Source organism: Mesorhizobium sp. M1307, assembly GCF_040318155.1.
Classification (GTDB): Bacteria; Pseudomonadota; Alphaproteobacteria; order Rhizobiales; family Rhizobiaceae; genus Mesorhizobium.
The window spans coordinates 64,659-89,302 of record NZ_JAMYLR010000018.1 but is presented as its reverse complement, the minus strand read 5'-3'; the positions used below and the strand labels follow the sequence as shown (position 1 = coordinate 89,302).

General features: G+C 60.7%; 34 protein-coding genes. All 34 read left to right on the top strand.

The features are described from left to right. The first annotated feature begins 196 nt into the window (after nucleotides 1-196). The 34 genes from NKH16_RS20300 (at nucleotide 197) to NKH16_RS20135 (ending at nucleotide 24,561) form a co-directional block, all read left to right on the top strand. Nucleotides 197-517, top strand: coding sequence for a hypothetical protein (locus NKH16_RS20300; protein WP_352901479.1), 321 nt, complete (start codon nucleotides 197-199; stop codon nucleotides 515-517). Between the two features lie 153 nt (nucleotides 518-670). Further along, the gene (locus NKH16_RS20295) at nucleotides 671-3,193 is read left to right on the top strand and encodes a DNA-directed RNA polymerase (protein WP_352901476.1); all 2,523 of its coding nucleotides are present in this window, start codon (nucleotides 671-673) and stop codon (nucleotides 3,191-3,193) included. A 76-nt stretch (nucleotides 3,194-3,269) separates the two neighbouring features. Next, entirely contained in the window at nucleotides 3,270-3,467 is a 198-nt protein-coding gene (locus tag NKH16_RS20290; RefSeq protein ID WP_352704322.1) for a hypothetical protein, read from the top strand. 69 nt (nucleotides 3,468-3,536) lie between these two features. After that, the gene (locus NKH16_RS20285; RefSeq protein WP_352901474.1) at nucleotides 3,537-3,803 is read left to right on the top strand and encodes a hypothetical protein; all 267 of its coding nucleotides are present in this window, start codon (nucleotides 3,537-3,539) and stop codon (nucleotides 3,801-3,803) included. After that, complete coding sequence (locus tag NKH16_RS20280; RefSeq protein ID WP_352901471.1) at nucleotides 3,800-4,477, top strand: hypothetical protein; 678 nt, start codon at nucleotides 3,800-3,802, stop codon at nucleotides 4,475-4,477. Before NKH16_RS20285 ends, NKH16_RS20280 begins: the two co-directional genes overlap by 4 nt. Nucleotides 4,478-4,640: 163 nt before the next feature. After that, complete coding sequence (locus NKH16_RS20275) at nucleotides 4,641-5,456, top strand: hypothetical protein (RefSeq protein WP_352901468.1); 816 nt, start codon at nucleotides 4,641-4,643, stop codon at nucleotides 5,454-5,456. A gap of 30 nt (nucleotides 5,457-5,486) precedes the next feature. Then, nucleotides 5,487-5,948 (top strand): hypothetical protein, encoded by a 462-nt coding sequence (locus NKH16_RS20270; protein WP_352704330.1) that lies wholly within the window; start codon nucleotides 5,487-5,489, stop codon nucleotides 5,946-5,948. Next, a complete protein-coding gene (locus NKH16_RS20265; protein WP_352704332.1) occupies nucleotides 5,945-6,178 on the top strand; it encodes a hypothetical protein in 234 nt (77 codons plus the stop codon). The genes NKH16_RS20270 and NKH16_RS20265 overlap by 4 nt, the downstream gene beginning before the upstream one ends. Nucleotides 6,179-6,180: 2 nt before the next feature. Next, nucleotides 6,181-6,360, top strand: coding sequence for a hypothetical protein (locus NKH16_RS20260; protein WP_352704334.1), 180 nt, complete (start codon nucleotides 6,181-6,183; stop codon nucleotides 6,358-6,360). Next, nucleotides 6,360-6,629 carry a hypothetical protein gene (locus NKH16_RS20255; RefSeq protein WP_352901464.1) on the top strand — a complete coding sequence of 90 codons (270 nt, stop codon included), beginning with the start codon at nucleotides 6,360-6,362 and terminating at the stop codon, nucleotides 6,627-6,629. Before NKH16_RS20260 ends, NKH16_RS20255 begins: the two co-directional genes overlap by 1 nt. A 58-nt stretch (nucleotides 6,630-6,687) precedes the next feature. Then, complete coding sequence (locus NKH16_RS20250; protein ID WP_352901461.1) at nucleotides 6,688-6,885, top strand: hypothetical protein; 198 nt, start codon at nucleotides 6,688-6,690, stop codon at nucleotides 6,883-6,885. Then, on the top strand, nucleotides 6,882-7,142 hold the full coding sequence (locus NKH16_RS20245; protein WP_352901458.1) for a hypothetical protein: 261 nt from the start codon (nucleotides 6,882-6,884) through the stop codon (nucleotides 7,140-7,142). Before NKH16_RS20250 ends, NKH16_RS20245 begins: the two co-directional genes overlap by 4 nt. After that, on the top strand, nucleotides 7,142-7,387 hold the full coding sequence (locus NKH16_RS20240; RefSeq protein ID WP_352782134.1) for a hypothetical protein: 246 nt from the start codon (nucleotides 7,142-7,144) through the stop codon (nucleotides 7,385-7,387). The genes NKH16_RS20245 and NKH16_RS20240 overlap by 1 nt, the downstream gene beginning before the upstream one ends. Then, the gene (locus tag NKH16_RS20235) at nucleotides 7,384-7,566 is read left to right on the top strand and encodes a hypothetical protein (RefSeq protein ID WP_352901455.1); all 183 of its coding nucleotides are present in this window, start codon (nucleotides 7,384-7,386) and stop codon (nucleotides 7,564-7,566) included. Before NKH16_RS20240 ends, NKH16_RS20235 begins: the two co-directional genes overlap by 4 nt. A 121-nt stretch (nucleotides 7,567-7,687) precedes the next feature. Then, nucleotides 7,688-9,199, top strand: coding sequence for a toprim domain-containing protein (locus NKH16_RS20230; protein ID WP_352901452.1), 1,512 nt, complete (start codon nucleotides 7,688-7,690; stop codon nucleotides 9,197-9,199). A gap of 147 nt (nucleotides 9,200-9,346) precedes the next feature. Continuing rightward, complete coding sequence (locus NKH16_RS20225) at nucleotides 9,347-9,568, top strand: hypothetical protein (RefSeq protein WP_352901451.1); 222 nt, start codon at nucleotides 9,347-9,349, stop codon at nucleotides 9,566-9,568. After that, a complete protein-coding gene (locus NKH16_RS20220) occupies nucleotides 9,565-11,583 on the top strand; it encodes a DNA polymerase (protein WP_352901449.1) in 2,019 nt (672 codons plus the stop codon). The genes NKH16_RS20225 and NKH16_RS20220 overlap by 4 nt, the downstream gene beginning before the upstream one ends. Further along, nucleotides 11,510-11,917, top strand: coding sequence for a GIY-YIG nuclease family protein (locus NKH16_RS20215; RefSeq protein ID WP_352901446.1), 408 nt, complete (start codon nucleotides 11,510-11,512; stop codon nucleotides 11,915-11,917). The genes NKH16_RS20220 and NKH16_RS20215 overlap by 74 nt, the downstream gene beginning before the upstream one ends. A gap of 21 nt (nucleotides 11,918-11,938) precedes the next feature. After that, entirely contained in the window at nucleotides 11,939-12,277 is a 339-nt protein-coding gene (locus NKH16_RS20210; RefSeq protein ID WP_352901445.1) for a MazG-like family protein, read from the top strand. Beyond that, nucleotides 12,277-12,495: a hypothetical protein gene (locus NKH16_RS20205; RefSeq protein ID WP_352704355.1), complete on the top strand. Its 219-nt coding sequence runs from the start codon at nucleotides 12,277-12,279 to the stop codon at nucleotides 12,493-12,495. Before NKH16_RS20210 ends, NKH16_RS20205 begins: the two co-directional genes overlap by 1 nt. Continuing rightward, the gene (locus tag NKH16_RS20200) at nucleotides 12,492-13,304 is read left to right on the top strand and encodes a hypothetical protein (protein WP_352901443.1); all 813 of its coding nucleotides are present in this window, start codon (nucleotides 12,492-12,494) and stop codon (nucleotides 13,302-13,304) included. Before NKH16_RS20205 ends, NKH16_RS20200 begins: the two co-directional genes overlap by 4 nt. Next, nucleotides 13,286-13,768 carry a hypothetical protein gene (locus NKH16_RS20195; protein ID WP_352901440.1) on the top strand — a complete coding sequence of 161 codons (483 nt, stop codon included), beginning with the start codon at nucleotides 13,286-13,288 and terminating at the stop codon, nucleotides 13,766-13,768. Before NKH16_RS20200 ends, NKH16_RS20195 begins: the two co-directional genes overlap by 19 nt. A gap of 68 nt (nucleotides 13,769-13,836) precedes the next feature. Continuing rightward, nucleotides 13,837-14,358, top strand: coding sequence for a deoxynucleotide monophosphate kinase family protein (locus tag NKH16_RS20190; protein WP_352901437.1), 522 nt, complete (start codon nucleotides 13,837-13,839; stop codon nucleotides 14,356-14,358). Between the two features lie 416 nt (nucleotides 14,359-14,774). Continuing rightward, the gene (locus NKH16_RS20185) at nucleotides 14,775-16,352 is read left to right on the top strand and encodes a portal protein (RefSeq protein ID WP_352901435.1); all 1,578 of its coding nucleotides are present in this window, start codon (nucleotides 14,775-14,777) and stop codon (nucleotides 16,350-16,352) included. Beyond that, nucleotides 16,345-16,479: a hypothetical protein gene (locus NKH16_RS20180; protein ID WP_352901433.1), complete on the top strand. Its 135-nt coding sequence runs from the start codon at nucleotides 16,345-16,347 to the stop codon at nucleotides 16,477-16,479. Before NKH16_RS20185 ends, NKH16_RS20180 begins: the two co-directional genes overlap by 8 nt. Next, the gene (locus tag NKH16_RS20175) at nucleotides 16,479-17,339 is read left to right on the top strand and encodes a capsid assembly protein (RefSeq protein ID WP_352901430.1); all 861 of its coding nucleotides are present in this window, start codon (nucleotides 16,479-16,481) and stop codon (nucleotides 17,337-17,339) included. Before NKH16_RS20180 ends, NKH16_RS20175 begins: the two co-directional genes overlap by 1 nt. An 80-nt stretch (nucleotides 17,340-17,419) precedes the next feature. Further along, nucleotides 17,420-17,806 carry a M15 family metallopeptidase gene (locus tag NKH16_RS20170; protein WP_352901428.1) on the top strand — a complete coding sequence of 129 codons (387 nt, stop codon included), beginning with the start codon at nucleotides 17,420-17,422 and terminating at the stop codon, nucleotides 17,804-17,806. A 204-nt stretch (nucleotides 17,807-18,010) separates the two neighbouring features. After that, nucleotides 18,011-18,337 (top strand): hypothetical protein, encoded by a 327-nt coding sequence (locus tag NKH16_RS20165; RefSeq protein WP_352901425.1) that lies wholly within the window; start codon nucleotides 18,011-18,013, stop codon nucleotides 18,335-18,337. 207 nt (nucleotides 18,338-18,544) lie between these two features. Next, the gene (locus tag NKH16_RS20160) at nucleotides 18,545-19,027 is read left to right on the top strand and encodes a hypothetical protein (protein ID WP_352901422.1); all 483 of its coding nucleotides are present in this window, start codon (nucleotides 18,545-18,547) and stop codon (nucleotides 19,025-19,027) included. A 242-nt stretch (nucleotides 19,028-19,269) separates the two neighbouring features. Further along, complete coding sequence (locus NKH16_RS20155) at nucleotides 19,270-20,202, top strand: major capsid protein (RefSeq protein WP_352901419.1); 933 nt, start codon at nucleotides 19,270-19,272, stop codon at nucleotides 20,200-20,202. A 312-nt stretch (nucleotides 20,203-20,514) separates the two neighbouring features. Further along, nucleotides 20,515-21,099 (top strand): phage tail tubular protein A, encoded by a 585-nt coding sequence (locus tag NKH16_RS20150; RefSeq protein WP_352901417.1) that lies wholly within the window; start codon nucleotides 20,515-20,517, stop codon nucleotides 21,097-21,099. Beyond that, the gene (locus tag NKH16_RS20145) at nucleotides 21,099-23,582 is read left to right on the top strand and encodes a phage nozzle protein (protein WP_352901414.1); all 2,484 of its coding nucleotides are present in this window, start codon (nucleotides 21,099-21,101) and stop codon (nucleotides 23,580-23,582) included. The genes NKH16_RS20150 and NKH16_RS20145 overlap by 1 nt, the downstream gene beginning before the upstream one ends. Continuing rightward, nucleotides 23,582-24,040: a phage protein Gp13 family protein gene (locus NKH16_RS20140; RefSeq protein ID WP_352901411.1), complete on the top strand. Its 459-nt coding sequence runs from the start codon at nucleotides 23,582-23,584 to the stop codon at nucleotides 24,038-24,040. Before NKH16_RS20145 ends, NKH16_RS20140 begins: the two co-directional genes overlap by 1 nt. 5 nt (nucleotides 24,041-24,045) lie before the next feature. Beyond that, the gene (locus tag NKH16_RS20135; protein ID WP_352704384.1) at nucleotides 24,046-24,561 is read left to right on the top strand and encodes a virion core protein, T7 gp14 family; all 516 of its coding nucleotides are present in this window, start codon (nucleotides 24,046-24,048) and stop codon (nucleotides 24,559-24,561) included. Nucleotides 24,562-24,644: the final 83 nt, after the last annotated feature.

The following is a 24,644-nucleotide window of genomic DNA, read 5'->3' as shown; positions in this document are numbered from 1 at the left end:
TAGACGCCCTGGATTTAGGTTCCACCCCTAAGCAAATCCGCTACCGGAGCTACCCCCCAAAACCCTTGTAATTCATGCCGTTCAGCCTTGCTTTAGAGCCCTGAGCCGGTCGTCTCCGTTTGCGGAGTAGATTTGGTGACCCAGCGCTCTTGTGGCACGGAAGTTGTGGCATGGTGACCTGACAGGAGAACAAACCGTGAGCAAAATCAAACACGCCCGTGAGGCCATCGACGTCCTGGCCCGTGACATGAGGGAGTATGGCCTTCACCCAGCATGGTCTCAGCGCCTGCGTGGCATCCTGGCTGACTTCCTGACACCGAACCCAATGCTGCCTCGGGCACCACGCAGCGAGACCAACAACGTGAAGCTAACGCAGGAGCTGGCCACGATGATTAGGTCCTACAAGCAGGACAACCCTGAGGCCCGCCAGCGCGACATGAGCGCCATCTTCAGGATCGATCAAGCTCACGTCTCCCGCGTCCTGCGCGGCGTAGTGTTCCCTGCGGTGGCTGCCTGATGGCCGAGAACCGGAAAGGCGTCCACGTCCTCGCCCAGATCAGCGGCCTGTCCTACAGGGACGTCAAGCTGATCCTCTACCAACTCATGATGGATGCACCCGCCGCCGAGCGGGCTGCCCGAACGTTGGCCGCAGCCATATTAGGAGAAGCTATTGAACGCGCACGTCTCAATGAACCCGTCGATCCGCCAAGCCGAGCTGGAGATCGAAATGACCGGCCTCGGCACAGCGCGCTACCACTCCTACGTTAAGAAGGAAGTGGAGGCTGAGCGTGGCTCCGAGATCAAGACCGGCACCCACCTCATGCAGCAGGTCGTCGGCCCTATGTCGACCGCTATCCGCACCTTCGTGGATGACGTCTACGCCGGCCGTCCTGGCCCCAAGGCGGTGGCCGCTAGGCTGATACGCCACATGGACCCCCAGGTCGTCGCCTACCTCGCAGCCCGGGCAATCCTCAGCCGCCTCATGCACCGCAGCTCGGCCACTCTGATCGGGGTCGCTCGGCTCGTGGCCATCGCGGTCGAGGGCGAGGCCCGGTTCGAGGAGTTCGCCAAGCAGAACCCAAAGCTGTTCGCCAAGATCACCAAGGGACTGTCCGACGACGGAGCTACCGAGCAGCACAAGCGGGTGGTCCTAAACTATTCCATGGGCAAGTACGACATCCCTTGGGACCGCTGGTCGAAGCAGGAAATGATCCTCCTCGGCTCCAAGCTGGTCGAGGTCTTCTGTGAGCAGACCGGCCTCGCCTCCATCGAGCTAACACAAGCCACCTTCAGCGGACCCTACCGCGAGCAGTACCTGGTCTCGATGACGCCCAAGGTCACCGATTGGATCAGCAAGTCCATCATGAAGGGTGAGCTGCTGCAGCCCTACTACATGCCTACCGTGATCCCGCCGAAGGATTGGGACAGCCTATCAGGTGGCGGCTACCATACCGAGGCAGTGCGCCCACTCCAGCTCGTTCGTCGGGCTAGACCTGGGCAGATTGCCTTGCTCAAGGAAGCACACCTGGGGGCCGTATATGGTGGCCTGAACGCCATCCAGAAGACGGGCTGGGCGATCAACGACAGGGTTCTCGACGTGATGAAGCAGTTCATCGCGGCCGGCTCAGACGTGGCAGGGCTCATCCCCAGGCGCGACATCGACATGCCTGAGCGTCCAGAAGGCATTGACACCGACCACACCATCCTCCGCGAATGGAAGTGGAAGGCTCGGGACGTCTACAAGGCCAACCTCCAGCGCGCCCAGGATCGGCTCGCCCAAGAACAGCTCATCGAACTGGCCGAGAAGTTCAAGGGTGATCCGCTGTTCTTCCCGCACAACCTCGACTTCCGTGGCCGCGCCTATCCGGTCCCGCTCGGGCTCAACCCACAGGGACCTGATAACGTCAAAGGTCTCATCATGTTCGACGAGGGTCTCCCGCTTGGCGAGGAAGATGGGCCGCGCTGGCTCATGATCCACGGTGCCAACGTCTTCGGCATCGACAAGGTCAAGTTCGACGACCGCGTCAAGTGGGTCAACGACAATGGCAGGGCGATCTGTGACTGTGCCAAAGACCCATTCGCGAACCTGTGGTGGACCGAGGCCGACAAGCCGTGGTGCTTCCTCGCGTTCTGCTTCGAGTATCGGGAGATGCTCACCAACCAGTCGACCTACCGGAACCGCCTGCCCATCGCTCTCGACGGGTCCTGCAACGGGCTCCAGCACTTCTCGGCCATGCTACTCGACAGTGTTGGTGGCGCAGCCGTCAACCTGATCCCATCCGACGAGCCGCAGGACATCTATGCTGTTGTCGCCCAGGAAGCGACAGCCTCACTGCGCCGTATTGCCTCCGCAATCGGAGATCTTCCGATTGAGGAGACACCTGACCCAGACGACAAGAAGAAGCGTGGACCGACCGAGGCTGAGCGCCGACGTTGGGCTCACGAGTGGCTTCACTTCGGGATCGACAGAAGCACCACCAAGCGGCCGGTCATGGTTCTGCCCTACGGTGGAACCCCTAGGTCGTGCGTCAAGTACGTCGAGCTGGAGATCAAGAAGAGGATCGATGCCGGCCAGGAACACAACCTGGGGGACGACCTTCCTCGGGCCATTGGGTTCTTGTCCAGCATCATCTGGTCCAGCATCGGTGACGTTGTCATCGCGGCCAAAGAGGCCATGGCGTGGCTTCAACAGGTCGCGAGGATAATCGCCAAGAAGAACCTCCCGGTCCACTGGACGACACCATCAGGCTTCGTCGGCTACCAGAGCTACATGGACACCCGTCACCGCCTGATCAAGACGAAGATCAGCGGCTCGATACTCCAGCTCCTCAATCACGAGGAGACGGACGACATCAACCGAGCGAAGCAGGCCACCTCGATCAGCCCCAACTTCGTCCACAGCCTAGACGCCTCGGCCATGATCCTCACGGTCGATGCACTGGCCGGCGATGGCATCAAGTCCTTCGCCATGATCCACGACAGCTACGGCACCCACGCCTGCAACACAACCAAACTGGCGACGAAGCTCCGCGAGGTCTTCGTCCGCATGTATGAGACCAGTCCCCTCACCCACTTCCGTGATGAGCTGGTCGAGAACCTCGGCCCGTCACTAATCGACGAGCTTCCCGAACTTCCACAAACAGGAGACCTAAACCTCTGGCAGATCATGAATAGCGACTTCTTCTTCGCCTAATCGTCTCCGCAAACGGAGCGACTGACAAACCGGAGGTTAGGGTGAACAGTGGCCCTACGAAACCGAAAGGAACATTATGAGCAGGAATATAACCCTAAGGATGGGCGCAGCCGGCCACGACATAAGCGTCGGCTCTGTGACCATCGATCTTGCAGCAGCTTCGAAGACGGAGCGCTACGAGGTTCGCCGAACCCTGATCGAAAGCCTCAAGGCTGACGGCTACTTCGGCAAGAAGGAACAGCGCAAGGCCATCCACCGCGAGCGCCGCGCATGAGCATCACCTCAGCAGTGCTGCTCGCCATCGTCCTGATCCTCATCACCCGAGCCATGACAGGAGGCCCACATGCCCCGGCTTAACCGCGACGTTCTCAACATGGCTGGCCCACGCGAAGTGGCAATGGCCTCCCTCACCGTCCTCGACCGACTGCAGGACTTCCGCCCCGAAATCCAGATCATGGGCGCGGCGGCGGTCTTCCTCGAACTGGCAGCACATCTCGGCATTCCTGCTCAGGAAGCCTTCGCTGCGACCAAGAACCTCATCAACGGCGACGACGGCAAGCGAGCCGAGTTCCGCGGCATCACCGCATACCTCAAGGGAGAAATCGCATGAAGAAGTTCAACAAGGGTGACGTCGTTCGCCGCATCACCTACCCCAACCACGACTACGCTGCTGGCCAGAAGATGCTCGTTGGCTCTGAATGGACCGTTGTCCGACAGGTCAGGGACATGATCGAGGTCGAGGGTTTCGACAAAGGCCAAGCCTCCAGCCTCGTTCAATACTTCACGCTGGTCAGGCAAGCACCAGCCGCTCCCCAGGTCGGTGACAGCATCATGGTCACCGATGTTCCGACCCACTGGTGGATCAAGCCAGGCATGGTCGGCGAGATCACCGGCTTCAACTCTGGGACCTACGCCTACAACATCAAGATTGGCACCCATCGCTGCTCCCTCAATGCTGACAACTTCGTCGTCGTCCCCAAGCAGTATCTGCGGGATCAGGCAGCGTTCGACCGCGCCAAGAAGGCAGCGTTCGAGGCCCGCCATTCTGGCCCCTTCTACCCCATCACTGGCCGGCGAGCTGACTTCATCATCATGGACGACATCGCACCAACCAAGAAGGTCAACAAGCAGGCTCCCATCAAGTCGGTCAAGGTCGCCCCGGAAGCGATCCTCAAGCTCCTCACCGACTACGTGAAGGGCACCCTCGGGATCGACGCCCAGGTCACCAAGATCACCTCCTCCTTCGAGAAGTCCTTCGATCTGGTCCTGAAGGCCGAGGCATGATCCGCCCGACACCAGCCCTCCACGCCGCCATCCTCACTTGGAGGCGCGGCTACCCCATCCCAGTCGATCTCTGGGCCAAGCTCACCAATCAAGGGTTCGACGTCTCGTCCCTTGAACGCCGTCATCTCGTCTAATTACCTCCCATAAAGGACCTCCTCCGCACATGGCAAAAGAAGCACGTACTGAATACCAGAAGTTCACCACCCCTCGCGTCGTCTTCGTCTACCCGAAGCTCAGCGAACCGGACTACGGCAACGAGAAGTTCCCGAAGCCGGATGGCGAATACTCGACCAAGGTCATGATGTCCCTGGCTGACGCCGAGACGTTCTGTGACACCAAGTTCGGCGGCAAGCCGTCGCTCAACGAGCTGTTCGAGGCTGCCACACGCAACGCCGAGAAGGCATTCGCCGAGCTGGACAAGGGCACCCGCGAGAAGTTCAAGAAGAAGGGCGTCACCGGCCCTGCAATGAACGCTCTGTTCGAGACGGTCTTCGACAAGGAAACCGAGGAAGACACCGGCAACGTCGCCTTCAAGATGGCCAAGAAGGCCTCGGGCGAAGTCAAGAATGGCCCGCGCGCTGGCAAGCTCTGGTCGTCGCGCCCCGATCTCTATGACGCTAAGGGCCAGAAGATCAAAGGCACCAAGGTCATGCAGAATGGCCATCAGGTGAAGGACAAGGCCGGCAACCCGGTCTTCAAGTTCCCGAACATCTGGGGTGGCACCGAAGGCAAGATTTCGTTCGCAGTCGGCGACGGCTACTTCATCCCTGGCACTGCAGCCGGTGGCCTGAAGCTGATGCTTGAAGGCGTCCAGCTCATCGACCTCGTCTCCAACGGCTCCCGCTCCGGCGCTTCCCACGGCTTCGGCGAGGAAGAAGGCGGCTTCGAGTACGACGAGAGCGAGAACGAAGACACCTCGGACGACAGCGACGGCGGCACCGAGACCGGTGGTTCGTCGGCCGGCGAAAGCGACTTCTAAGCCTTGGCCAACCCACGCTGGAAGCCCTCGGTGCGGCAAGCCGCCATCGCCAAGGGTTTCCGATCTGGGCTCGAAGACAAGGTGTCGGGGGACCTCAACTCCCTCGGCATCACCTACACCTACGAGGCCCACAAGATCACCTATGAGGTGCCCGCTCGGGAGGCGAAATACACCCCCGACTTCCTCCTCGACAACGGCATCATCGTAGAGACCAAAGGCCAGTTCGTTACGGCCGACCGGCAGAAGCATCTGCACATTAAGAAGCAGCACCCCGGCCTCGACATCCGGCTCGTGTTCTCCCGATCTGCCACCCGCATCTCCAAGCAGTCGTCCACCACCTACGCCATGTGGTGCGACACCCACGGCTTCCAATACGCCGACAAGTCCATCCCCCAATGCTGGATCGACGAAGCCCCGACTCCTGGGCGCTCGGAAGCCAATTCAACCATCCTCAAAACGGCCACTCCAAAGAAAGCGAAAGCCACCAAATGAAGAACCTTCTGAACCTCATCATGGGCGCAGTGCGTCCCTCGACCGCCAAGGCCATTGCCGGAGTCACCAAGGCCATCGATCAGCTCAACGCCGTGGTCGCCTACGAGGACCGCAAGGCCCTTCTGATCGAAGCCCGCATCGAAGTTCTGGAACAGCTCCAGGGCGAAGCCTACGTGGCCCGTGACGAAGCCGCCAAGATCGCCAAGCGCTTCACCAAGCTGGTGGCATGATCATGAAGGCCGCAGCACTCTTCCAGATCGCTCTCATCGTCGCCTTCATCTATGGCTGGGTCGTCAACCTGATCGACGTGATCCACCTGTTCTCGTCCGACGCTCCCCTGACGACGAGCGGCATCATCCGCATCATCGGCATCCCGGTGGGCTTCCTCGGCGCAATCCTGGGCTGGCTCTGATGTCGGGCCGCACCATCGACCAGTTCTTCACCCTGCTCGTCGGCATCGTCGTCGTCGTCGTGGCCATTACCCTGTCGGCGGCTAACGGCTCGGCCTTCGGTGTCATCGCCGGCCTCATCGCCCTCTCGGTTGCCTATGTGGTCAACATGATGGGCGCTGCCGGGGTCATCCAGTCTGTCCGCACCTTCCGTGTCGCCACGTTCTTCGCGGTCGTCTCGTGGTTGGCCTCGGTCGCCTCGATCATCGCTGCAGGCATCAGCTCGCTCTGACGCCTCGGGGGCTCCTTCGGGGGGTCCCCACCTCCCCCTCCAATTCAAGGAATAGAGCATGCGCCAACTGCCCGCGCCGACCGTCGAAGACGGCTTCCGCGTCACCCCCGCCGAGAATGGTGGCTGGGTGCTGATCCTACCCGACCCCCGCAAGGATGGGCTCTACGCTGAGCCACAGGCTGCCTTCACAGACGCCGCCGACATGATCGAGTGGCTCTCTCGGGAGCTGCTGGTGACCGTGCAGGTGACCCGATGAGCCGCGCCTCAATCTCCATCAGCGACCTCCAGCAGTACGCCGAAAGGCTCCCGAGCAACGTGCGTGGCCATCGTGACGGTCACCGCATCCGCATGCCGGTCCATTCGATCTCCTCGGCGCGATACCAAGACTACAACGCGCCAATCGAGGCGATGCAGTTCCACACCATCGAGTTCCATAGCCGCCCGACGACGGTCGACGGCGTCAGCGCCACGGCTTGGTACTATCACGACATCCTCGTGAAGGTGTCCGTCTGATGGCCAAAGCGAAGTCAACCTTCGAGCTGGCCGACGAGGCGACTGACGGTCTGATGACGACGATCCGCGAGATGATGGACAAGTCTCTCGCTGACAACATCACTCAGTTCGCCGCCGTCGAGCCCAACGTACTCAACATCTACGAGCTGGCCAACATGATGCGCTTCATCGGCCATCAGACCCTGCTCGCCAGCACCCGCCTCACCATGATCGCGAACAACATCAAGGTCGAGGAGGTCGGGTGAGAACGCTCGACCAACTGATCGAACAGTCCAAGGCCTTGGTGGCAGCAATGTCGCCGGCCGAGGTAGCTGCCATGGTCAAGGCCCAGGGCGAAAGCTACGCGCGAAACTACAAGCCCGGCGAGCGCCAATGCTTCGTCATGCGCCAGCGGCAGCAGTTCCAGAACGTTGCACGAGACTGAGAGCGAGTTCCTTCGCAAAGAGCCATGCCCAAAGTGCGGCTCGAAGGACAACCTAGCCCGATACACGGACGGCCACGCTTACTGCTTTGGCTGTCGGCACTACGAACCCGGAGAACATGAATTGGAAACACAGACCGAGGCTCCATCGGAGCAGCGGACGACGGACTTTGTTGCTCTCGGGGAACCCGCTGACTGGCAGAGCCGGGGGATCAATCTGGAGAGCGCGCAGAAGTGGGGCTTCACCCGCTCGACGCTCAACGGTGATCCTGTCCGTCTGTTCAACTACCGCAACGCCGCACAGCAACTCGTGTGGCAGAAGATCAGGTTCGCCGGCAAGGACTTCAGGTCCAAAGGCCACAAGGACGATATGTGCCTCTATGGCATGTGGCTTTGGCGCGACGGCGGCAAGAAGATCGTCATCACCGAAGGCGAGTTGGACGCGATCTCTGTTAGCCAGATGCAGGGTCACAAGTGGCCTGTCGTCTCGATCCCCAACGGCTGTGACGGCGCTGCCAGGGCGCTGAAGAAGAACCTCGCGTGGCTGGAGAACTACGAGGAGATCATCCTCATGTTCGATCAGGACGACGCAGGCCAGAAGGCTACGGCCGAGTGCTGCCAGATCGGGTTCACCCCCGGCAAGCTCAAGGTCGCCACACTGCCCCTCAAGGACGCCAATGCGATGCTCATGGAGGGTCGCATCAAGGAAACCATCGACGCGATCTGGGGTGCCAAGGTCTACCGACCGGACGGCATCGTAGGGGTCAGTGACATCATGGGCGACCTGATGAAGCCGGTCGAGTGGGGCCTGAAGTGGTGCATTGAGGAGCTGACCCAGCACACCTACGGGCGGCGCATGGGCGAGGTCTACGGCTTCGGAGCCGGCACGGGCATCGGCAAGACCGACTTCCTGATGCAGCAGATCGCCTTCGACATCACTGACCTCCAGATGAATGTCGGCGCGATCTTCCTCGAACAGAAGCCTGTCGAGACCGCCAAGCGGGTCGCCGGGAAGCTGGCGGGTCGGATGTTCCATGTGCCCGACGCAGGGTGGACCGAGGAAGAACTCGTCCGCGCCGCGACCGAGCTGGATGGCAAGCTGTTCTTCTACGACAACTTCGGCCAGACCGACTGGGACATCGTCAAGGGTCACGTCCGCTACATGGCGGTCACCCTGGGCCTCAAGCTGATCTACATCGACCACCTGACGGCTATGGCCGACACAGGCGACGAGCGTGGCAGCCTGGAGCAGATCATGAAGGAAATGGCCGGGCTCGCCAATGAGCTGGGCATCATCATCCACTTCGTCTCCCACCTGACCACACCAGACGGCAAGCCCCACGAAGAAGGCGGGCGAGTCATGATCAGGCACTTCAAGGGCTCCCGAGCAATCGGCTTCTGGTCCTTCTTCATGTTCGGCCTCGAACGAGACCAGCAGAACGAAGATCCGATTATCGCCACCACCACAGTCTTCCGCATCCTCAAGGATCGCTACACGGGCCGCTCAACCGGCAAGACGATCAATCTCGGCTTCGATGCTGAGACTGGCCGCCTGTTCGTGCGCGAGGACGACCCATTCGCCGAGAAGACCGGCTTCGTGGATGAGACGGCGGCAGACGACAGCCTTCCGTTTTGAACGACCACACCAACGACACCTATCCCTCGGACGTGACGATCTCGCGCCGGGGGAACCAACTCACCCTCAAGTTCAGAACTGCCACGGTCCACCTGTTCGCTGACAAGTGGAGGGAGATCGTGTGCGCAATTCAAGAGGTCTGCCACGATGTCCCAATCAATCCTCAACCTGACGACCCTCCTGCTCGCTGAGAAGGAAGAGAAGCGTCAGCTCTACAATCGCCTGAAGGAAGTCGAACGCAGCCGCGATCACTTCGCCTCTGGCGCCATGAACGCCGACAACCTCAGGGACCAGATCAGGGTCCTTCAGGACGAGAACAAGCAGCTCGACAAAGCCCTCGGCATCGCCGTGGATAAGCTGACCGCATGAGGCTTCGGACCCTCGTCTTCGATATCGAGACGAACGGACTGATCCCAGAGATGACAGTGATCCACTCACTGGTCATCAAAGAGTACGAGACGGGAATGTTGTGGTCCTGCCACGACCAACCCGGCTCGAAATACAGCATCGAGTACGGCCTCAAGCTGCTCATGGAAGCCGAGACCATCGTCGGCCACAACATCCAAGAGTTCGACGTCCCGGCCATCCAGAAGCTGCACCCTTGGTTCCTCCCCAAGGGAATCGTTCGGGACACCCTGATCCTGTCGCGCCTCATCTGGGCCGACCTGACAGATGCCGACTTCCGGCGTTCCGACATGCAGAAGCGCAAGGGCCTCAAGTGGATCGAGCCCTTCATGTTCGGCCGCCACTCCCTCGAAGCCTGGGGCCAACGCCTCGGCAAGTGGAAGGGCGACTACGGCACGATCATGAAGGCGGCTGGTGTCGCCCAAGGTCTCAAGGGTGATGCCCTCACAGCGTTCGTGTGGGGCAACTGGTCCCAAGGGATGCAGGACTACTGCGTCCAAGACGTCGAGGTCACCGCGGAATTTTGGGCTCGCTGCCTGGGCAAAGGCTTCTCGGAAGAGAGCTGGAACCTTGAGCATGACGTTCGCAGGATCGTCAGCCGGCAGGAGAAGTACGGCTTCGCGTTTGACGAGGCCAAGGCCGCTGTCCTCTACGGCATCCTGGCCCAGGCTAAGGCCGACCTTGAGCGTGAGTTAGCTCTGGTCTTCAAGCCCTGGTATCGGAACAAAGGCCAACGCTCCTCGACCTTCGACCGCACGATGGTCCAGAAGCAGCACCCCATCCTCGGCTACGAGCGGGACAAGAAGGGCGACTTCAAGATCGTCAAGAAGACCGGCGAGAAGAAGCCGATCTACGTCCAGTGCCAGTGGGGAGCCGGCGACCTCTACACCGACGTCAAGCTCATGCCGTTCAACCCCGGCTCGAGAGATGACATCGCTGACCGCCTGAAGCTGCTCTACGGGTGGAAGCCCTCGGAGTTTACGAAGGACGGCAGCCCCAAGGTCGACGACGAGACCCTGCAGGCGCTGCCATGGCCCGAGGCGAAGCTGCTCACCCGCTACCTGATGGTTCAGAAGCGGATCGGGCAGCTCTCGGACGGCAAGGAAGGCTGGCTGCGTCACGTCCGCAACGGTCGCATCCATGGTCGCATCAGCACCAATGGCGCGGTCACCGGCCGCATGACCCACAGCAAGCCGAACATCGGTCAGGTCCCAGGCATCCACGACAAGAAGACCGGCGAGCTTATGCCCTACGGTCGGGAATGTCGTGAGCTGTTCACCGTGTCCAAGGGCAAGGTGCTGGTCGGCTGTGACGCCGATGCATTGGAGCTGCGCGATCTCGCCGGCTACATGGCTGCCTACGACGGCGGCGCGTACATCAAGACCGTCCTCGAAGGCAACAAGGCCAACGGCACTGACATGCACACACTCAACGCTGTGGCGCTTGGGTGTACTCGTGAGCAAGCCAAGACCTGGTTCTATGCCTTCATCTACGGCTCCGGTGACGCCAACCTCGGTGCCATCCTCGGTGCCGCTCCGTCCAAGCAGATGTCGGTTGGTAAGCTCTCGCGGGCCAAGTTCCTCGCGGCGCTGCCGGCGCTCAACAAGCTGATCTCAGCGGTCAAGGCCAAGTGCCTCGCTACCAAGCAGCTCAAGGGTCTCGACGGTCGCATCCTCTCCGTACGGTCACCTCACTCCTGCCTCAACACGCTCCTGCAGTCTGCCGGCGCGATCCAGATGAAGCGGGCTTTGGTGATCCTTGACAACAACCTACAGGCCCTCGGGCTTGTCCCCGGCGTTCACTACGAGTTCGTCGCAAATGTCCATGATGAATGGCAGATCGAGGTCGATGAAGATAAGGCCGAGCTGGTGGGAAAGACTGCTGCTGAAGCAATCCGCCTCGCTGGTGAATATTACAAGTTCCGCTGCCACCTCGCCGGCAACTCTTCGTACGGCCAGAACTGGGCGGAGACACACTAAAGCCAGCCAGAACACTCCCGGTCACGTCTACGTCGCAGTCAATGCAGCGTGGCCGGGGCGGTGCAAGGTCGGCCTCGCGAAGGACCTAAAGAACCGCCTTCAGCAGATGAACACGAACGACCCAGACCGGGCGTATCGCTTCCACGAAACGAGGATATTCAATGATCGCAAGCAAGCTGAGGCAATTCTTCACGAGCTGCTGGATGGCTATCGCATCCCCGGCACCGAATGGTTCGAGCTACATCCTGACGATGCGGCCGGCATGTTACGGGGGCTCCATCGCAGGCAGTCTTCGGGAGATCGACCGGAAGGCGATGGCCAAGCTGATGGCTAACAAGTACGGGATCGTCGGCGAGTGAGCGTCCAAGTTCACCTATCGCTCCGATCTGCCAACGTCGCTCGGAATATCGAGTGGCTCGACGGCACACCACCCCTCAGCCTGTCCTTTCGTGGAAACGAGCTGGCCGGCGAAGTGGGCGAAGCCTGCAACGTCCTCAAGAAGCTGGAGCGCGCCCGCCTCGGCCTAAAGGGTTCCCGAGACACCTTAGAGCATCTGGCTGAGGAGCTGGCTGACGTCATCATCTGCTGCGATCTGATCGCCATGGATGTGGGCATCAACCTCGACAACGCCGTGGCCGACAAGTTCAACGCCACGTCCGAGAAGGTCGGGCTGAAGACGCGGCTGTTCCTCTGATGCTGTACGCCCTCCGCAACACCGCCACCGGACGCCTAATGGCATTCGTCAGCTCACCCATAGAGACCGACGAGCCGTCCAAGGCTGTCCTGTACACCTCCGAGAAGAACGCTAGGGCCTCCATAAGGCAGCGGCAGAGGCTCGCTGCACAATGGCCGGAACACTTCCCGGCTGACTTCACCATCGTCCCACTCAAGCTCACCGAGGAGACCATTTGAGAACACTTCTGATCGACGGGGACATCCTCGTCGTGTCAACCGGAGCTGCCCTGGAGGTCGAGACCGACTGGGGCGACGACGTCTGGACGCTCACCTGTGACGTGGGTGAAGTCAAAGCAACCATCATGGCGACTGTCGCCCGCATGGAGAAAGACCTGAAGGCCGATGCGTCGGTCATCACCCTGTCGAAGGGCTCGGTCTTCCGTCACGACATCTACCCTGCATACAAGCACGGCCGGTCACGCAAGCCGGTCGGAACCAACGAAGTCAAGCGCTGGCTGATCGAAGAGAAGGGCGCGAAGTTCAAGCCCGGGATCGAGGCCGACGATGTCATGGGCATCCTGGCCACCAACCCTCGGCTGATCAAGGGCGAGAAGATCATCTGCTCGGCCGACAAGGACATGAAGACCATCCCAGGCCTGCTCTACCAGAACGGCGAGATCACCAAGATCAGCCGCGAGGAGGCCGACAAGAACTGGCTCTTCCAGACCCTGACCGGGGACACCACGGACGGCTATCCAGGCTGCCCTGGCCTCGGCCCTGTCACCGCCCTGGCTGCCCTGAACGAGAACCTTGGGTGGGAGCAATACACCCATGAGTTCACCTCAGGGAAACGCAAAGGCGAGACCGAGCTGAAGTGGCGCACGGTCGAGAAGGCAACCCAATGGGAAGCCGTGGTCAGCCAGTTCGAGAGAGCCGGCCTGACGTTCGACGACGCCCTGCTGCAAGCCCGGCTCGCCCGCATCCTCCGCAACGACGACTACGACCATGTCAAGAAGGAACCGATCTTATGGCAACCCTCTACCTAGACCTCGACGGCGTCCTCGCTGACTTCGACACGGCTGCCTATCGTGCGCTCGGCGGCGACCACTATCGCTACGAGTTCATCTATGGCCCGCGCAAACTCTGGGACCGCCTCAACTCGATCCCCGACTTCTTCGAGAACTTCCCCCTCATGCGCGATGCGGCTGAGCTGTGGAACGCCGTGGCTCACCTCAACCCGGTGATCCTGACCGCGCTGCCGAAGACGGGTGGCGAGGAGATCGACCGGCAGAAGCGCGCCTGGGTGGCCCGTGAACTTGGCACCGATGTCAAGGTCATCACATGCGCCACCGAGGACAAGCCAAACTACTGTGAACCGGGTGACGCCCTGGTCGACGACCGCTGGCTGAACAAGCTCCGGTGGGCGAAGGCCGGTGGACACTTCGTCCATCACATCGATGGTGCGAAGGCCTCGCTCGCGGCACTCAAGCGTTACAGCTTCATCCTCTGATGGCATCCAAAGTCATCGCCTTGTCGGGTCCTGCGGGGTCCGGCAAGTCGGAAGCTGGACGGTATCTCGTGGACGCCCACGGTTACCAGACAGTGAAGTTCTCAGGCCCGCTCAAGGCAATGCTCCGCGCATTCTATGTGAGCGTGGGCCTGGACGACCCGGATCAGATAGAGCGCCGGATCGAGGGTGACCTCAAGGAAGTCCCTGACCCGTACCTAAACGGTGCCACGCCGCGCCACGCAATGCAGACCCTGGGTTCCGAATGGGGCCGTGGGCTTATGAGCGACGACTTCTGGATCAGGAGCTGGAAGCGGAAGGTCGACAGCCTGGAAGGGCCTGTGGTCACCGATGACTGCCGGTTCGAGAATGAGGCCGAGGCCGTCATGGCTGCTGGTGGTGAAGTCGTCAGGCTGCACCCAAAGGTCTACCGAAGGGGCACCTCTGGCCATGCTTCGGAGGCCGGCATCAGCAGCGCCTGGGTCAACCATGTGGTCACCAACGACGGAAGCATCGCTGACCTGCAGGACAAGATGTTGGAAATCATCGAGCCCATCCACGTCGTCACCTTTGGGGACCTCAAAAGTGAATAGGGTGAACAGTGGCACTACGGAGGGGTTCATTCCCGCTCCTGTAGTCTCTCGGGATGCTATCGATGCGCTAAAGCGTATCTTTCCAAACACCCTCCCGACGAACCTAGAGATTTCCGACCGTGAGCTTGGGGCTTTGATCGGAGAGCAGAGGGTCATTCAATTCCTTCAAGGCTCACTCCAAAATCAGGAAGACGAAGCAATCCCCAATGTGCTTAAGCAAACCTAAGATCGAGAAGCCGGATGTGGTTCAGCCGCCCCCGCCGCTGCTCGCCGTACCCAAGGCTCCGGTCCTGAACGAGACCGCCCGCTCGGCTAACAACGACGCCGGCAAGGCAGCTCGCGCACGGACAGGCCGCTCCTCCCTTACGATCCCCCTGGCTGCTGGTGCCACTGGCGTCAACATCCCGAGGTAATCTTTGCCCGATACGGAAGTAGTTTCCGCGAAGGCTCTATACGAAACACTGGCCACTGAACGAGACCCGTATATCAAGCGGGCCGTCAGGGCTGCTGAACTCACGGTCCCGTACCTCTTCCCCAAAGTCGGGACGACAGGTTCGACCACATTCGTAGAGCCCAACCAAAGTCTTGGCGCTCGTGGACTTAGGCATCTGGCTTCAAAGCTCCAGGTTTCCCTGTTCCCGGTCAACGCCCCATTCTTCAAATATGAGATCGACGACCTGGCACTCGCCAACTTGGCCAAGGCCAATGACAAGCGCGGCGAGATCGAGAAGGCACTGAGCGCTCGCGAACGGGCAGTCCTGTCCGAGATGAACGGCTCGATGTTCCGACCGGTGTCGTTCGAGGTGTTCCGTCAGCTCTTGCTGGCCGGCAACTGCCTCCTACACATTCCCAAGAAGGGGAAGCCAAGAGCCCACCGACTGTCATCCTATGTGGTGCAGCGTGACGCCTCTGGCACCATCCTCGACATCGTCCTGCTTGAGACCATCGCCCGCACTGCGCTCCCGGCCGACATCATGGCCAAGATCAATACCGTCCCCACCGCCGCTGAGGCCAAGCGGGACGCCAAGGTCGACATCTACACGCACATCACCCTCGACGAGACCGGCCAGAAGTACACCGTAAGCCAGGAGATCGAGGGCGTTCTAATCGAAGGCGAGACCTCGGGCTCATACCCCAAGGACAAGCTGCCCTGGATACCTCTGCGCTTCACCTACATCGAAGGCGAGGACTATGGTCGCGGCTTCATCGACGAGTACATCGGAGACCTCGCTAACCTTGATTCCCTAACTGCAGCTCTGCGTGACGGCACCATCCAAGGGGCCAAGGTCATCTGGCTGGTCGCTCCCAACTCCACGGTCAAGCCTAAGGCCCTCGCAGATGCCGCTAACGGTGGCTTCGTGCAGGCTGAGGCCAACGCTGTAGTCCCGCTTCGGCTGGACAAGCAGTCCGACTTTGCCGTTGCCGAGCGCATGATTGGCTCGATCACCGAACGCCTCCAGCTTGCCTTCCTTCTCCACAGCCAACGCGACGGAGAGCGGGTCACAGCCGAGGAAATCAAGTTCGTTGCCAATGAGCTGGACCAGGGCCTGGGTGGCGTTTACTCGCTGCTCGCCGAAGAGTTCCAGCAGCCCGTCGCGGTCCTCTACTCCGCTCGCATGGAGTTCGTCCGCAAGGTCCCGCCGCTGCCTAAGGAAATCACCAGCACGACCATCGTGACTGGCATTGACGCCCTCGGCCGTGGGTCTGACCTCCAGAAGCTCGACACGCTGATCGCCGGCTCCAACCAAGTCGTTGGTCCCGAACAGGTCGGCCGCTACCTCAACGTTGGGGAATACTTCAAGCGCCGTGGTGCCGCCATTGGCATCGACATGGGTGGCCTGATCAAGTCCGACGAAGAGATCGCTGAAGCCGACCAACAGGCCCAGATGATGGCCCTCGCACAGAACCTCGGTCCCCAGGCCATCACCCAAATGGGCGGCTTGGCGAAAGAGCAAATGAACCAAAACGCCACTGAAGGAGAACCCAATGGCTGACGAAACAGAAGTGGCCGAAGTGGTCGCTGAGGCGAAAGCCGAACCCAAGGCCAAGGTGGCGAAAGCCCCGAAGCTGTCCGATAAGCAGACGCTGCTTGATAGCGGCTCGGTCTACACCGCTCACTAATGTCAGGTGTGATCCAGTCCGTAATCGTCCAGGCCCCTGAATCGACGGTAGAAGAAGACGCAGCGGCCCTGGCCCTTGCAGCTCAGACCGCTCCGACGACCGAGGAAGAAGCTCGCGCCCAGATCGCGGCCAAGAAGGCGGCTGATGAAGCTGCCAAGAACGCGCCGCCCGTAGCGGTTCGCCCTGACAATGTCCCCGAGAAGTTCTGGGACGCGGCCAAGGGTGTCGTGAACCATGAAGCCATCCTGGCATCGTATGCCGAGCTGGAGAAGAAGGTTGGCGCCCCTAAGGTCGAGGGTGATGAAGACGCAGACCTCGACGATCTCGACCCGGCCCTGCAGGAGACGGAAGAAGCCGAAGACGCAGAGCCGTTCAGCCTCGCCGTGTTCGACGCCGAGTACGCTGAAGCCGGCGCTCTGTCGGAAGCCAGCTACGAGACGCTCGCCGCCAAGGGCTTCGACAAGGCAACCGTTGACGGCTACATCGCCGGCCAGGAAGCTCTTGGTCAGATCGCCACTCAGCGGATCACTGAAGCTGCCGGTGGCAAGGACGGTATGGACCGTATCTTCGCGTGGGCAACCACCGGAGTTTCGCCCGCTGAGATCGATGCCTTCAACGAGAAGTTCCAGCATGCCGACGTCAACGCTGGCGTCATCGCAATGGAACAGCTCAAGGCGAAGTACGAAGCCGCCAACGGCAAGGACCCTGTCCTGCTAGGCGGAAAGCCCGCAGGCAATCCCGTCGACACGTTCGATAGCTGGGCTCAGGTCACTGCCGCAATGGCTGACCCCAAGTACAAGTCTGATCCCGCCTACCGTGCCGCCATCTCGGCCAAGCTCGGTCGCTCCAACAAGATCTAATCATACCGGGGTCGGGCTCACTCGTAGAGCCTGTGATTGGGGAATGAATAGCTCCCCTTCCGCGTCAATCCAAGGACAACATGACCTTCAAGCTAAGTGCGCTGTCTCTCGCGCACCTCAAGGGCGTTCATCCCGACCTAGTGAAGGTTGTCATGCGCGCCATCGAAATCACCCCGGTCGACTTCGTTGTTGGCGAGGGTCTCCGCTCCAAGGAACAGCAGGCCAGGAACGTCGCCAAGGGCGTCTCGACCACCATGCGCTCCCGTCACCTCGATGGCCATGCGGTTGACATCCAGCCCATTGGCCCAGACGGCAAAGGCTCCTGGGATTGGAAGCTCTATTACCCGCTCGCCAAGATCATCAAGCAGGCGGCGCTCGACGTCAAAATCCCGGTTGAATGGGGTGGCGACTGGAAGACATTCAAGGACGGCCCGCACTGGCAGTTGCCATGGGCAAAGTATCCGTAAACCGCAGCAAGCGCAGGACCTCTAAGTTCTGGCTTGCCGTCACCCTGGCTCTGTCCTTCATCGCCCTATTCAGTTGCATCTGGAGGGGCCTTGAGACGGCTGCTGTTGGCATCACAGTGATGATCCCGGCAGTCTACGGAGCCTACGTTGGTGTCGGCCACATGGACCTCAGGCAGGCCATGCTCGACACCTCAGAGGAGCCTCATGATACCTAAGGTCTACGGCTGGATCGCCGGTATTGTCCTGATCCTGCTCATCGTGGGCGGCATCTACGGCAAGGCGACCATCGACGCCAACCACCGGAATGAACTCGCTCAGCTCACCGAGACATTGGAGCTGACGAAGTCGACATTGGCCACCGAGAAAGTGGCCCGACAGAACGACACCATCCTCGCCACCGAAGCTGCCAAACGGCAGAACGTCCTCAAGCTCAAGATAGGCAACCTCAACGACTATGTGGAAACGCTCGAAGTCACTGGTGCTGTGTGCCTTGATGGCACTGACACTGAGCGGCTGCGCGACCTCTGGTAGGTTCGCCGCCCCTAACTACCCGGAACTCCCGGCCGATCTCCGCATCTGCTTCAACACCATTGTCGCCCCGCCTGCGGTTGGTCCCATGCCGAAGAAGCGCGTCATGCTTCTGATCGGGGCCTTCAAGGCCTCAGAGACCGAGAAGACCGACTGTGGCAAGCGCCTCATCGCCTTCTACGACAACCTCGCAACTCGATCAGGAACGTAATGTCCGCATTCAAATCCGCCTTCGCTGCCGCTCGCAAGTCAGGCAAGAAGGTCTTCACATGGGAAGGCAAGCGCTACACCACTAAGCTGGCCGCATCGACCCCCAAGACCGCCCCGAGGCCGACGCCTAAGCCGGCCCAGGCTGCCCCTGCTGCTGCCGCTGTGAAGAGGCCCCGGCCTCTCGCCGCCACCAAGACTGCTGCCCCCGCAGCGGCAGCCGCATCACCGTCCCCGCAGTATCGGGGAACCTCAAAGGTCGCATCCCCGGCAGCCCCAGCGGCCCCTACTGCTCCCGCTAAGAAGTCCCTTGGCATCGTCCCGACGGGCACCGCCAAGTCGACGGGCCTGATCAAGACCGTCCGCTCTGCCCTCGGCACTGACCGCAATGCTGGCATCAACGCCCAGCTCGACCGGATTGAGGCGAGCAAGAAGAAGAGCATTGGCGGCAACGCCCGCTCGGGTCTCCGCATCACCGCCCGATAACCTAAAGTGTCCGAAGTTTGTACCATTCTTCGGACACCTCTCTCTCCCGTTCCAAGTTCTGTGAATGTCACACCGCTCTTTAGCCGGTGACAACAAGGAACCAAGGAAGTCTCACCAGACGATTACTTGGCGACCCTCCAACAGTGACTGAGGTCATTGAAGCAGGATAATCCCCAACAGTCATCCAGTGCTGCTCCGAGGCCCACACAAACCTCAGAACAAACACGGGAAATACCTATACTATGGCAAACGGCGTAGTCTCTAACCTCGGTCAGGCCAATGGCGCTGGCGCTCTTGACGCAAACTTCGTCAAGGTCGCAACCGGGGAAATCCTCACCGCCTTCACTCAGACGGTCGAGTTCGCGGACAAGCACATGGTCCGCAACATCTCCAACGGCAAGTCCGCTTCGTTCCCGGTCACGGGTCGCACGAGCGGCGCTCGCTATCACACCCCGGGCACGGAAGTCCTCGGCACGGTCGCCAAGTTCAACGAGCGCGTCATCACCATCGACGATCTGCTTCTGACCGACTACTTCACCGCCAACATTTACGAGGCGATGAACCACTTCGACACGCGTTCGGAGATGACCAAGCAGCTCGGCGAAGAGCTGGCCCAGGCCTACGACCGCAACGTCGCTCGTACCGCTATCCTGACCTCGCGCGGCGCTGCCGTTCTCGACGGTCTTCCGGGTGGTGGCGCGATCACCAACGCAGCTCTCCTCACGGACAGCAACGTCATGGCCGCTGCATTCTTCGACGCGGCTGCGATCCTCGACGGCAAGTACATCCCCGCAGGCGACCGCTACGGTTTCCTGAAGCCGGTCCAGTATTATGCCCTGGCTCAGAACACCAAGGTCATCAATAAGGACTGGGACGGCAAGGGCTCCTACTCGGACGGCACGGTCATCAAGATCGCCGACATTCCGCTGATCAAGTCGATCAACCTCCCGAACGGCACGACCGTCGCGGACGGCCCGACCAAGTACCAGGGCGTGTTCACGAACACCGCTGGCCTGATCATGCACAAGGGCCTGATGGGCACCGTGAAGCTGCTCGATGTCGCAATCGAGAGCGAATACATGGTCTCGCGTCAGGGCACCCTGATCGTCGCCAAGTACGCGGTCGGTCACGGCGGTCTGCGCCCTGAGTGCGGCCTCGAACTGAAGACGGCCTAATCGTCGTTTGAAGGTCGGGTTGGCATACGCGAAGCCCTGTCCTCGGCTGCATCGGCCTCGCGCAGCTTGGCATTCGCCTGTGCCCTAAGTTCCGACCTTTCGGGTTCGGACGCTTTGGACGCTTGCTCGTACAGTTTATCGGCTTGCTTGGCCAATCTTTCGGCCTCTTGGGTCTGATAATTCGGCATAGGTCCTCCTTGCGAGAACCATGAATGTAGCCCCTAACCTCGCACAACACTACCCAGCCGGGGTCCCTAACGGGGCTCCGGTTTTTTTCGTTTAGCAACTCCCACCCCGACCTCTGGAGACCTGATGGCCACTGGCCTAACCCCATTCACAGAGCTTGAGGCGATCAACGAAATCCTGGCGACCGGCAGCGAAAGCCCCGTGTCCACGCTGGATGAGAACACCGTGATCGACGCCTCGCTCGCCATGAACACCCTCCGAGCCACCTCAGTCGAGGTCCAGACGCGCGGGTGGAACTTCAATACCGAGAACAACCTCGTCATAGCCCCCGACCAAGACGGCACCGTAGTCCTCCCCAGGAACACCCTCGGGGTCGATACGGTCGGCGAAACGGCCAGCATCAACGCGGTCCAGCGCGGCCTTAGGCTCTACAACGAGACCGACAAGACCTATGTCTGGACGGCTGCCCCCACGGTGACCCTCGTGGTTGCCCTGGCGTTCGAGGAGTTGCCCTCCACAGCCCGCCTCTACATCACCATCAGGGCCGCTCGGAAGTACCAAGACCGCTACTTCGGGGACACCTCCTCTCACTCCTATTCTGCCGCCGACGAGGCTGAAGCTCGCTCCACGATGATGGACGAAGAGCTGCGCTCGACCGGCCCGAACATGCTCAACAGCCAGTTCGCGCGGGACCTCCAAAGCCGCGTCTAATGGGTAAGATTTCCGGGACTATCCCCAACTTCGCGAATGGGGTCAGCCAGCAAGCTGTTGCCCTTCGCCTCGCCTCACAGGGCGATTTCCAGCTCAACGCCTACTCGACCGTTGTGGACGGCCTGAAGAAGCGCCCGCCGACGCAGCGACGTGCCTCTCTGGGTGGCGGCTTCGACGGCCCCATCCACACCCACATGATCAACCGGGACGCCTCTGAGCGCTACGAGGTCATCATGTCCTCGGCCGGCATCCGGGTCTTCGGGCTGTCTGATGGCGTTGAGCGTATCGTCAACACGCCTGACGGCATCGGCTACCTCAGCTACGCCCCAGGTCCCCTCAAGCCACCCTACAGGACCGTGACCAACGGCGACTTCACGTTCATCACGAACAGCTCGATAGTCACCGCTAAGGACGCAGCCATCATCGAGCCAGTCTCGCCCAGCGAGGCCCTGGTACACGTCATGGCCGGCAATTACGGCAAGAACTACAAGATCATGATCAATGGTGCTGTGGTCGCTTGGTATCGCACCCCTGATGGCACGAACTCCCACCAGTCCCCCGCTGTCGACACCGCCTTCGTAGCCCGCAGGCTCGCTACCGGCGAAACTGTGGTTCTGGAGAGGACTGACGCCGACCAAGAGAATGGCGGCTGGGAATGGAAGGCAACTGACACCAACCTCGCTGCGAACGGCATCAACGCCGCTGGCGGCTGGACCGTGAAGGTCACCCGAGGGACCCTCTACATCAAGAAGGACGACGGCACTGCGTTCTCCATCGGGATCGAGGACGGCTACAACGGCTTCGCCATGAAGGCTGTCCAGAACACCGTGCAGGACTTCACCGATCTGCCGGCCTTCTGCGAGAGCGGTATGGCGATCAACGTCACAGGCTCCGTTGGAACCCAGTACGATGACTACTTCGTCAGGTTCGGCAAGCAGTCTCCGAGTGACCCTATAAGCACCCCGGGCGTCTGGCGCGAGATTGCCAAGCCGGGCATGTCGATTGCCTTCGACGCGTCAACCATGCCCCACGTCCTCGTTCGTGAGGCCGATGGCACCTTCACCTTCCGTAAGGCGGTGTGGGATCAGCGCAAGGCCGGCGACGAGAACACCTGCCCGTCCCCATCCTTCGTCGGCAAGACGATCAACGATGTCTTCTTCTTCAAGAACCGCCTTGGTTTCCTGTCGGAAGAGAACGTCATTTTGTCCCGCCACGGCAGCTACTACAACTACTGGCGAGCCACGGCCACGGCTCTGCTCGACGACGATCCGATTGACGTCGCTGCGGTCGAGAGCGGTGTGTCGATCCTGCGCTCGGCACTGAGCTACGCCGACATGCTCGTCATGTTCGCCGACCAGATGCAGTTCACGCTCAAGGGCAACGAGCTGCTGACCCCCAAGACAGCATCGATCCGTCCGGTCACCTCTTACTCGGCATCCTCCACAGCCCGACCGGTGCAAGCCGGCGATGTGGTGTTCTTCCCTGTAGACCGTGGCCAGTTCTCTATGGTCCGCGAGTTCAACGTCGATCAGAACACCGGAGCAGCCACCGCAGAGGACATCACGGGCCATGTGCCCCAATACCTCCCAGGTGCGGTGACCAAGCTCATAGCCTCAACCCACGAGGATATACTTGTGGCTCAGTGCGATGGGCAACTGGATACTCTGTACGTCTACAAATACTACTGGAACGAGAACAAGAAGCTCCAGGCTTCGTGGTCTCAGTGGACGTTCCCAGGCGTGGACAAGGTCCTCGACATGGGCTTCATTGGCTCCCAGCTCATCCTCGTCCTCCTTCGGGGCGAAGAGGCGTTCCTTGAGGTGATGGATGTTCAGCCCGGTGGGGTGGACGATTTCGCCACCTTCGTCTGTCACCTCGACCGACGCTTCAAGGTGGAAGCAGACCGGCTCTATGACTCCTTCGATGCGTACGCCAACACGACGACAGTGTTCGTGCCCTTCGACGTGGCCAACGACTACATCTGCGTGACTGCCGGCTCCTCGACCTCGGTCCTGAACCCCGGCCTACAGATTGCCATCCTCGCCACCTCACCAACCTCGGTCACCCTAAGCGGCGATCTGAGGGGCATACCGCTATATTTCGGCGTCCTCTACTCCATGCGCTACGACCTCTCGACGATCTACCTTCGTCAGCAGAGTGCGCAGGGCGGAACGAGCGTCATCACCGAGGGACGGCTACAGCTCCTCCAGCTCCTGATCCTGTTCTCCAAGACCGCCTACTTCAAGGTCGAGGTGACAACAATGTCTGGGGATGTCCGCACCTATGTCACCAACGGTCGCCTTATGGGTGACCCTGAGAACCGTGTTGACCGGGTCCATCTCAGCGACGGGAACATCCGCGTCCCGATCCTGAGCAAGAACGACCGGGTGAAGATCAGCATCGTCAACGACAGCTATCTCCCCTGCTCCCTCCTCTCCGCTGAGTGGGTGGCCAACTACGTCCCGAAATCGAAGAGGATTTGATGATCACAATACGCAGGGCCAAGGTGTCCGACGCTATATCCTTGGCCCCGCGTTTGCGGTCAGCAGACAGAGACGAATGCAGGGCAGCCCTGGGCATGGAGCCTGGGATCGTTCTGCCGCTCCTCGTTCAGGGCGGCTGCGTATGGGCTGGGGTCGACCAGCACGGTGAGGTCTTTGGCCTCTTCGGGATCGACCCAGTCAAGGGCATGGACCATCTAGGCATCGTCTGGATGGTCACGAGCCCCGACATCTTCAAGCACCGCCGAGACCTCCTGAAGCTGGCCCCTGAGTGGCTCGATAGGCTTCACCATGTCCGGCCGCTGCTTGGCAACCACATAGACGCGCGAAACACCACGCACATCCGCTGGCTCAAACGAATGGGGTTCTCCTTCCTGAGGACCCATCCTGAGTACGGCGTGGAGAAGCGTCCCTTCCACGAATTTGCAAGACTGAGATAAAGCCCATGTGCCCAGCTATCCTGAGCGTGGCTGTCTCTGCGTTCGGATCGATCCTCGGATACGCCGGCCAGCAGCAGCAGTACGAAGCTCAGCAGGAAATGTACCACAACAACCGCGATGCCGCGAACAAGGCAGCCGCGAATAGCTTCGCCTCGATCCAGAACCGCCAGCTCCAAGATGATGCTGCCTCGGGCCAGGAGCTTCAGAACCTAAACATCGAAGCGATGAAGGGTCGGGCAACTGCCTCCGTCGCGGCTGGTGAAGCCGGCGTCATGGGTCTCTCCGTCGACGGCCTGATCGCCGACTACTATGGCCAGCAGGGTCGATACGAGCGAACCCTAGCCAACAACGCTCAGATGAACGCCAGTGCCCTAAGGGACCAGATGGACAGCACCAGGGCGACAGCCGAGGGGCGCATCAATTCCGTCGACCAGGGCCAGAGGCCGTCATTCGCCGACGCGGCAATCCGCATCCTCGGCTCGGGCGTAGACGCCTGGACCCAATTCAAATCCAAAGGATAACCAATGGCTCAAGGCCGCGTACAAGTTGACGAGCTGCGGTCTGACATCCGGCTCCAGCCTGCCCAGAATATAACCGACACATA

Bases quoted from the DNA above. Each gene is read 5' to 3' on its own strand.
- NKH16_RS20290 (WP_352704322.1), top strand. From the start codon at position 3,270: ATGAGCAGGAATATAACCCTAAGGATGGGCGCAGCCGGCCACGACATA.
- NKH16_RS20285 (WP_352901474.1), top strand. From the start codon at position 3,537: ATGCCCCGGCTTAACCGCGACGTTCTCAACATGGCTGGCCCACGCGAA.
- NKH16_RS20280 (WP_352901471.1), top strand. From the start codon at position 3,800: ATGAAGAAGTTCAACAAGGGTGACGTCGTTCGCCGCATCACCTACCCC.
- NKH16_RS20275 (WP_352901468.1), top strand. From the start codon at position 4,641: ATGGCAAAAGAAGCACGTACTGAATACCAGAAGTTCACCACCCCTCGC.
- NKH16_RS20265 (WP_352704332.1), top strand. From the start codon at position 5,945: ATGAAGAACCTTCTGAACCTCATCATGGGCGCAGTGCGTCCCTCGACC.
- NKH16_RS20260 (WP_352704334.1), top strand. From the start codon at position 6,181: ATGAAGGCCGCAGCACTCTTCCAGATCGCTCTCATCGTCGCCTTCATC.
- NKH16_RS20255 (WP_352901464.1), top strand. From the start codon at position 6,360: ATGTCGGGCCGCACCATCGACCAGTTCTTCACCCTGCTCGTCGGCATC.
- NKH16_RS20250 (WP_352901461.1), top strand. From the start codon at position 6,688: ATGCGCCAACTGCCCGCGCCGACCGTCGAAGACGGCTTCCGCGTCACC.
- NKH16_RS20245 (WP_352901458.1), top strand. From the start codon at position 6,882: ATGAGCCGCGCCTCAATCTCCATCAGCGACCTCCAGCAGTACGCCGAA.
- NKH16_RS20240 (WP_352782134.1), top strand. From the start codon at position 7,142: ATGGCCAAAGCGAAGTCAACCTTCGAGCTGGCCGACGAGGCGACTGAC.
- NKH16_RS20225 (WP_352901451.1), top strand. From the start codon at position 9,347: ATGTCCCAATCAATCCTCAACCTGACGACCCTCCTGCTCGCTGAGAAG.
- NKH16_RS20220 (WP_352901449.1), top strand. From the start codon at position 9,565: ATGAGGCTTCGGACCCTCGTCTTCGATATCGAGACGAACGGACTGATC.
- NKH16_RS20205 (WP_352704355.1), top strand. From the start codon at position 12,277: ATGCTGTACGCCCTCCGCAACACCGCCACCGGACGCCTAATGGCATTC.
- NKH16_RS20195 (WP_352901440.1), top strand. From the start codon at position 13,286: ATGGCAACCCTCTACCTAGACCTCGACGGCGTCCTCGCTGACTTCGAC.
- NKH16_RS20180 (WP_352901433.1), top strand. From the start codon at position 16,345: ATGGCTGACGAAACAGAAGTGGCCGAAGTGGTCGCTGAGGCGAAAGCC.
- NKH16_RS20175 (WP_352901430.1), top strand. From the start codon at position 16,479: ATGTCAGGTGTGATCCAGTCCGTAATCGTCCAGGCCCCTGAATCGACG.
- NKH16_RS20170 (WP_352901428.1), top strand. From the start codon at position 17,420: ATGACCTTCAAGCTAAGTGCGCTGTCTCTCGCGCACCTCAAGGGCGTT.
- NKH16_RS20165 (WP_352901425.1), top strand. From the start codon at position 18,011: ATGATACCTAAGGTCTACGGCTGGATCGCCGGTATTGTCCTGATCCTG.
- NKH16_RS20160 (WP_352901422.1), top strand. From the start codon at position 18,545: ATGTCCGCATTCAAATCCGCCTTCGCTGCCGCTCGCAAGTCAGGCAAG.
- NKH16_RS20155 (WP_352901419.1), top strand. From the start codon at position 19,270: ATGGCAAACGGCGTAGTCTCTAACCTCGGTCAGGCCAATGGCGCTGGC.
- NKH16_RS20150 (WP_352901417.1), top strand. From the start codon at position 20,515: ATGGCCACTGGCCTAACCCCATTCACAGAGCTTGAGGCGATCAACGAA.
- NKH16_RS20145 (WP_352901414.1), top strand. From the start codon at position 21,099: ATGGGTAAGATTTCCGGGACTATCCCCAACTTCGCGAATGGGGTCAGC.
- NKH16_RS20140 (WP_352901411.1), top strand. From the start codon at position 23,582: ATGATCACAATACGCAGGGCCAAGGTGTCCGACGCTATATCCTTGGCC.
- NKH16_RS20135 (WP_352704384.1), top strand. From the start codon at position 24,046: ATGTGCCCAGCTATCCTGAGCGTGGCTGTCTCTGCGTTCGGATCGATC.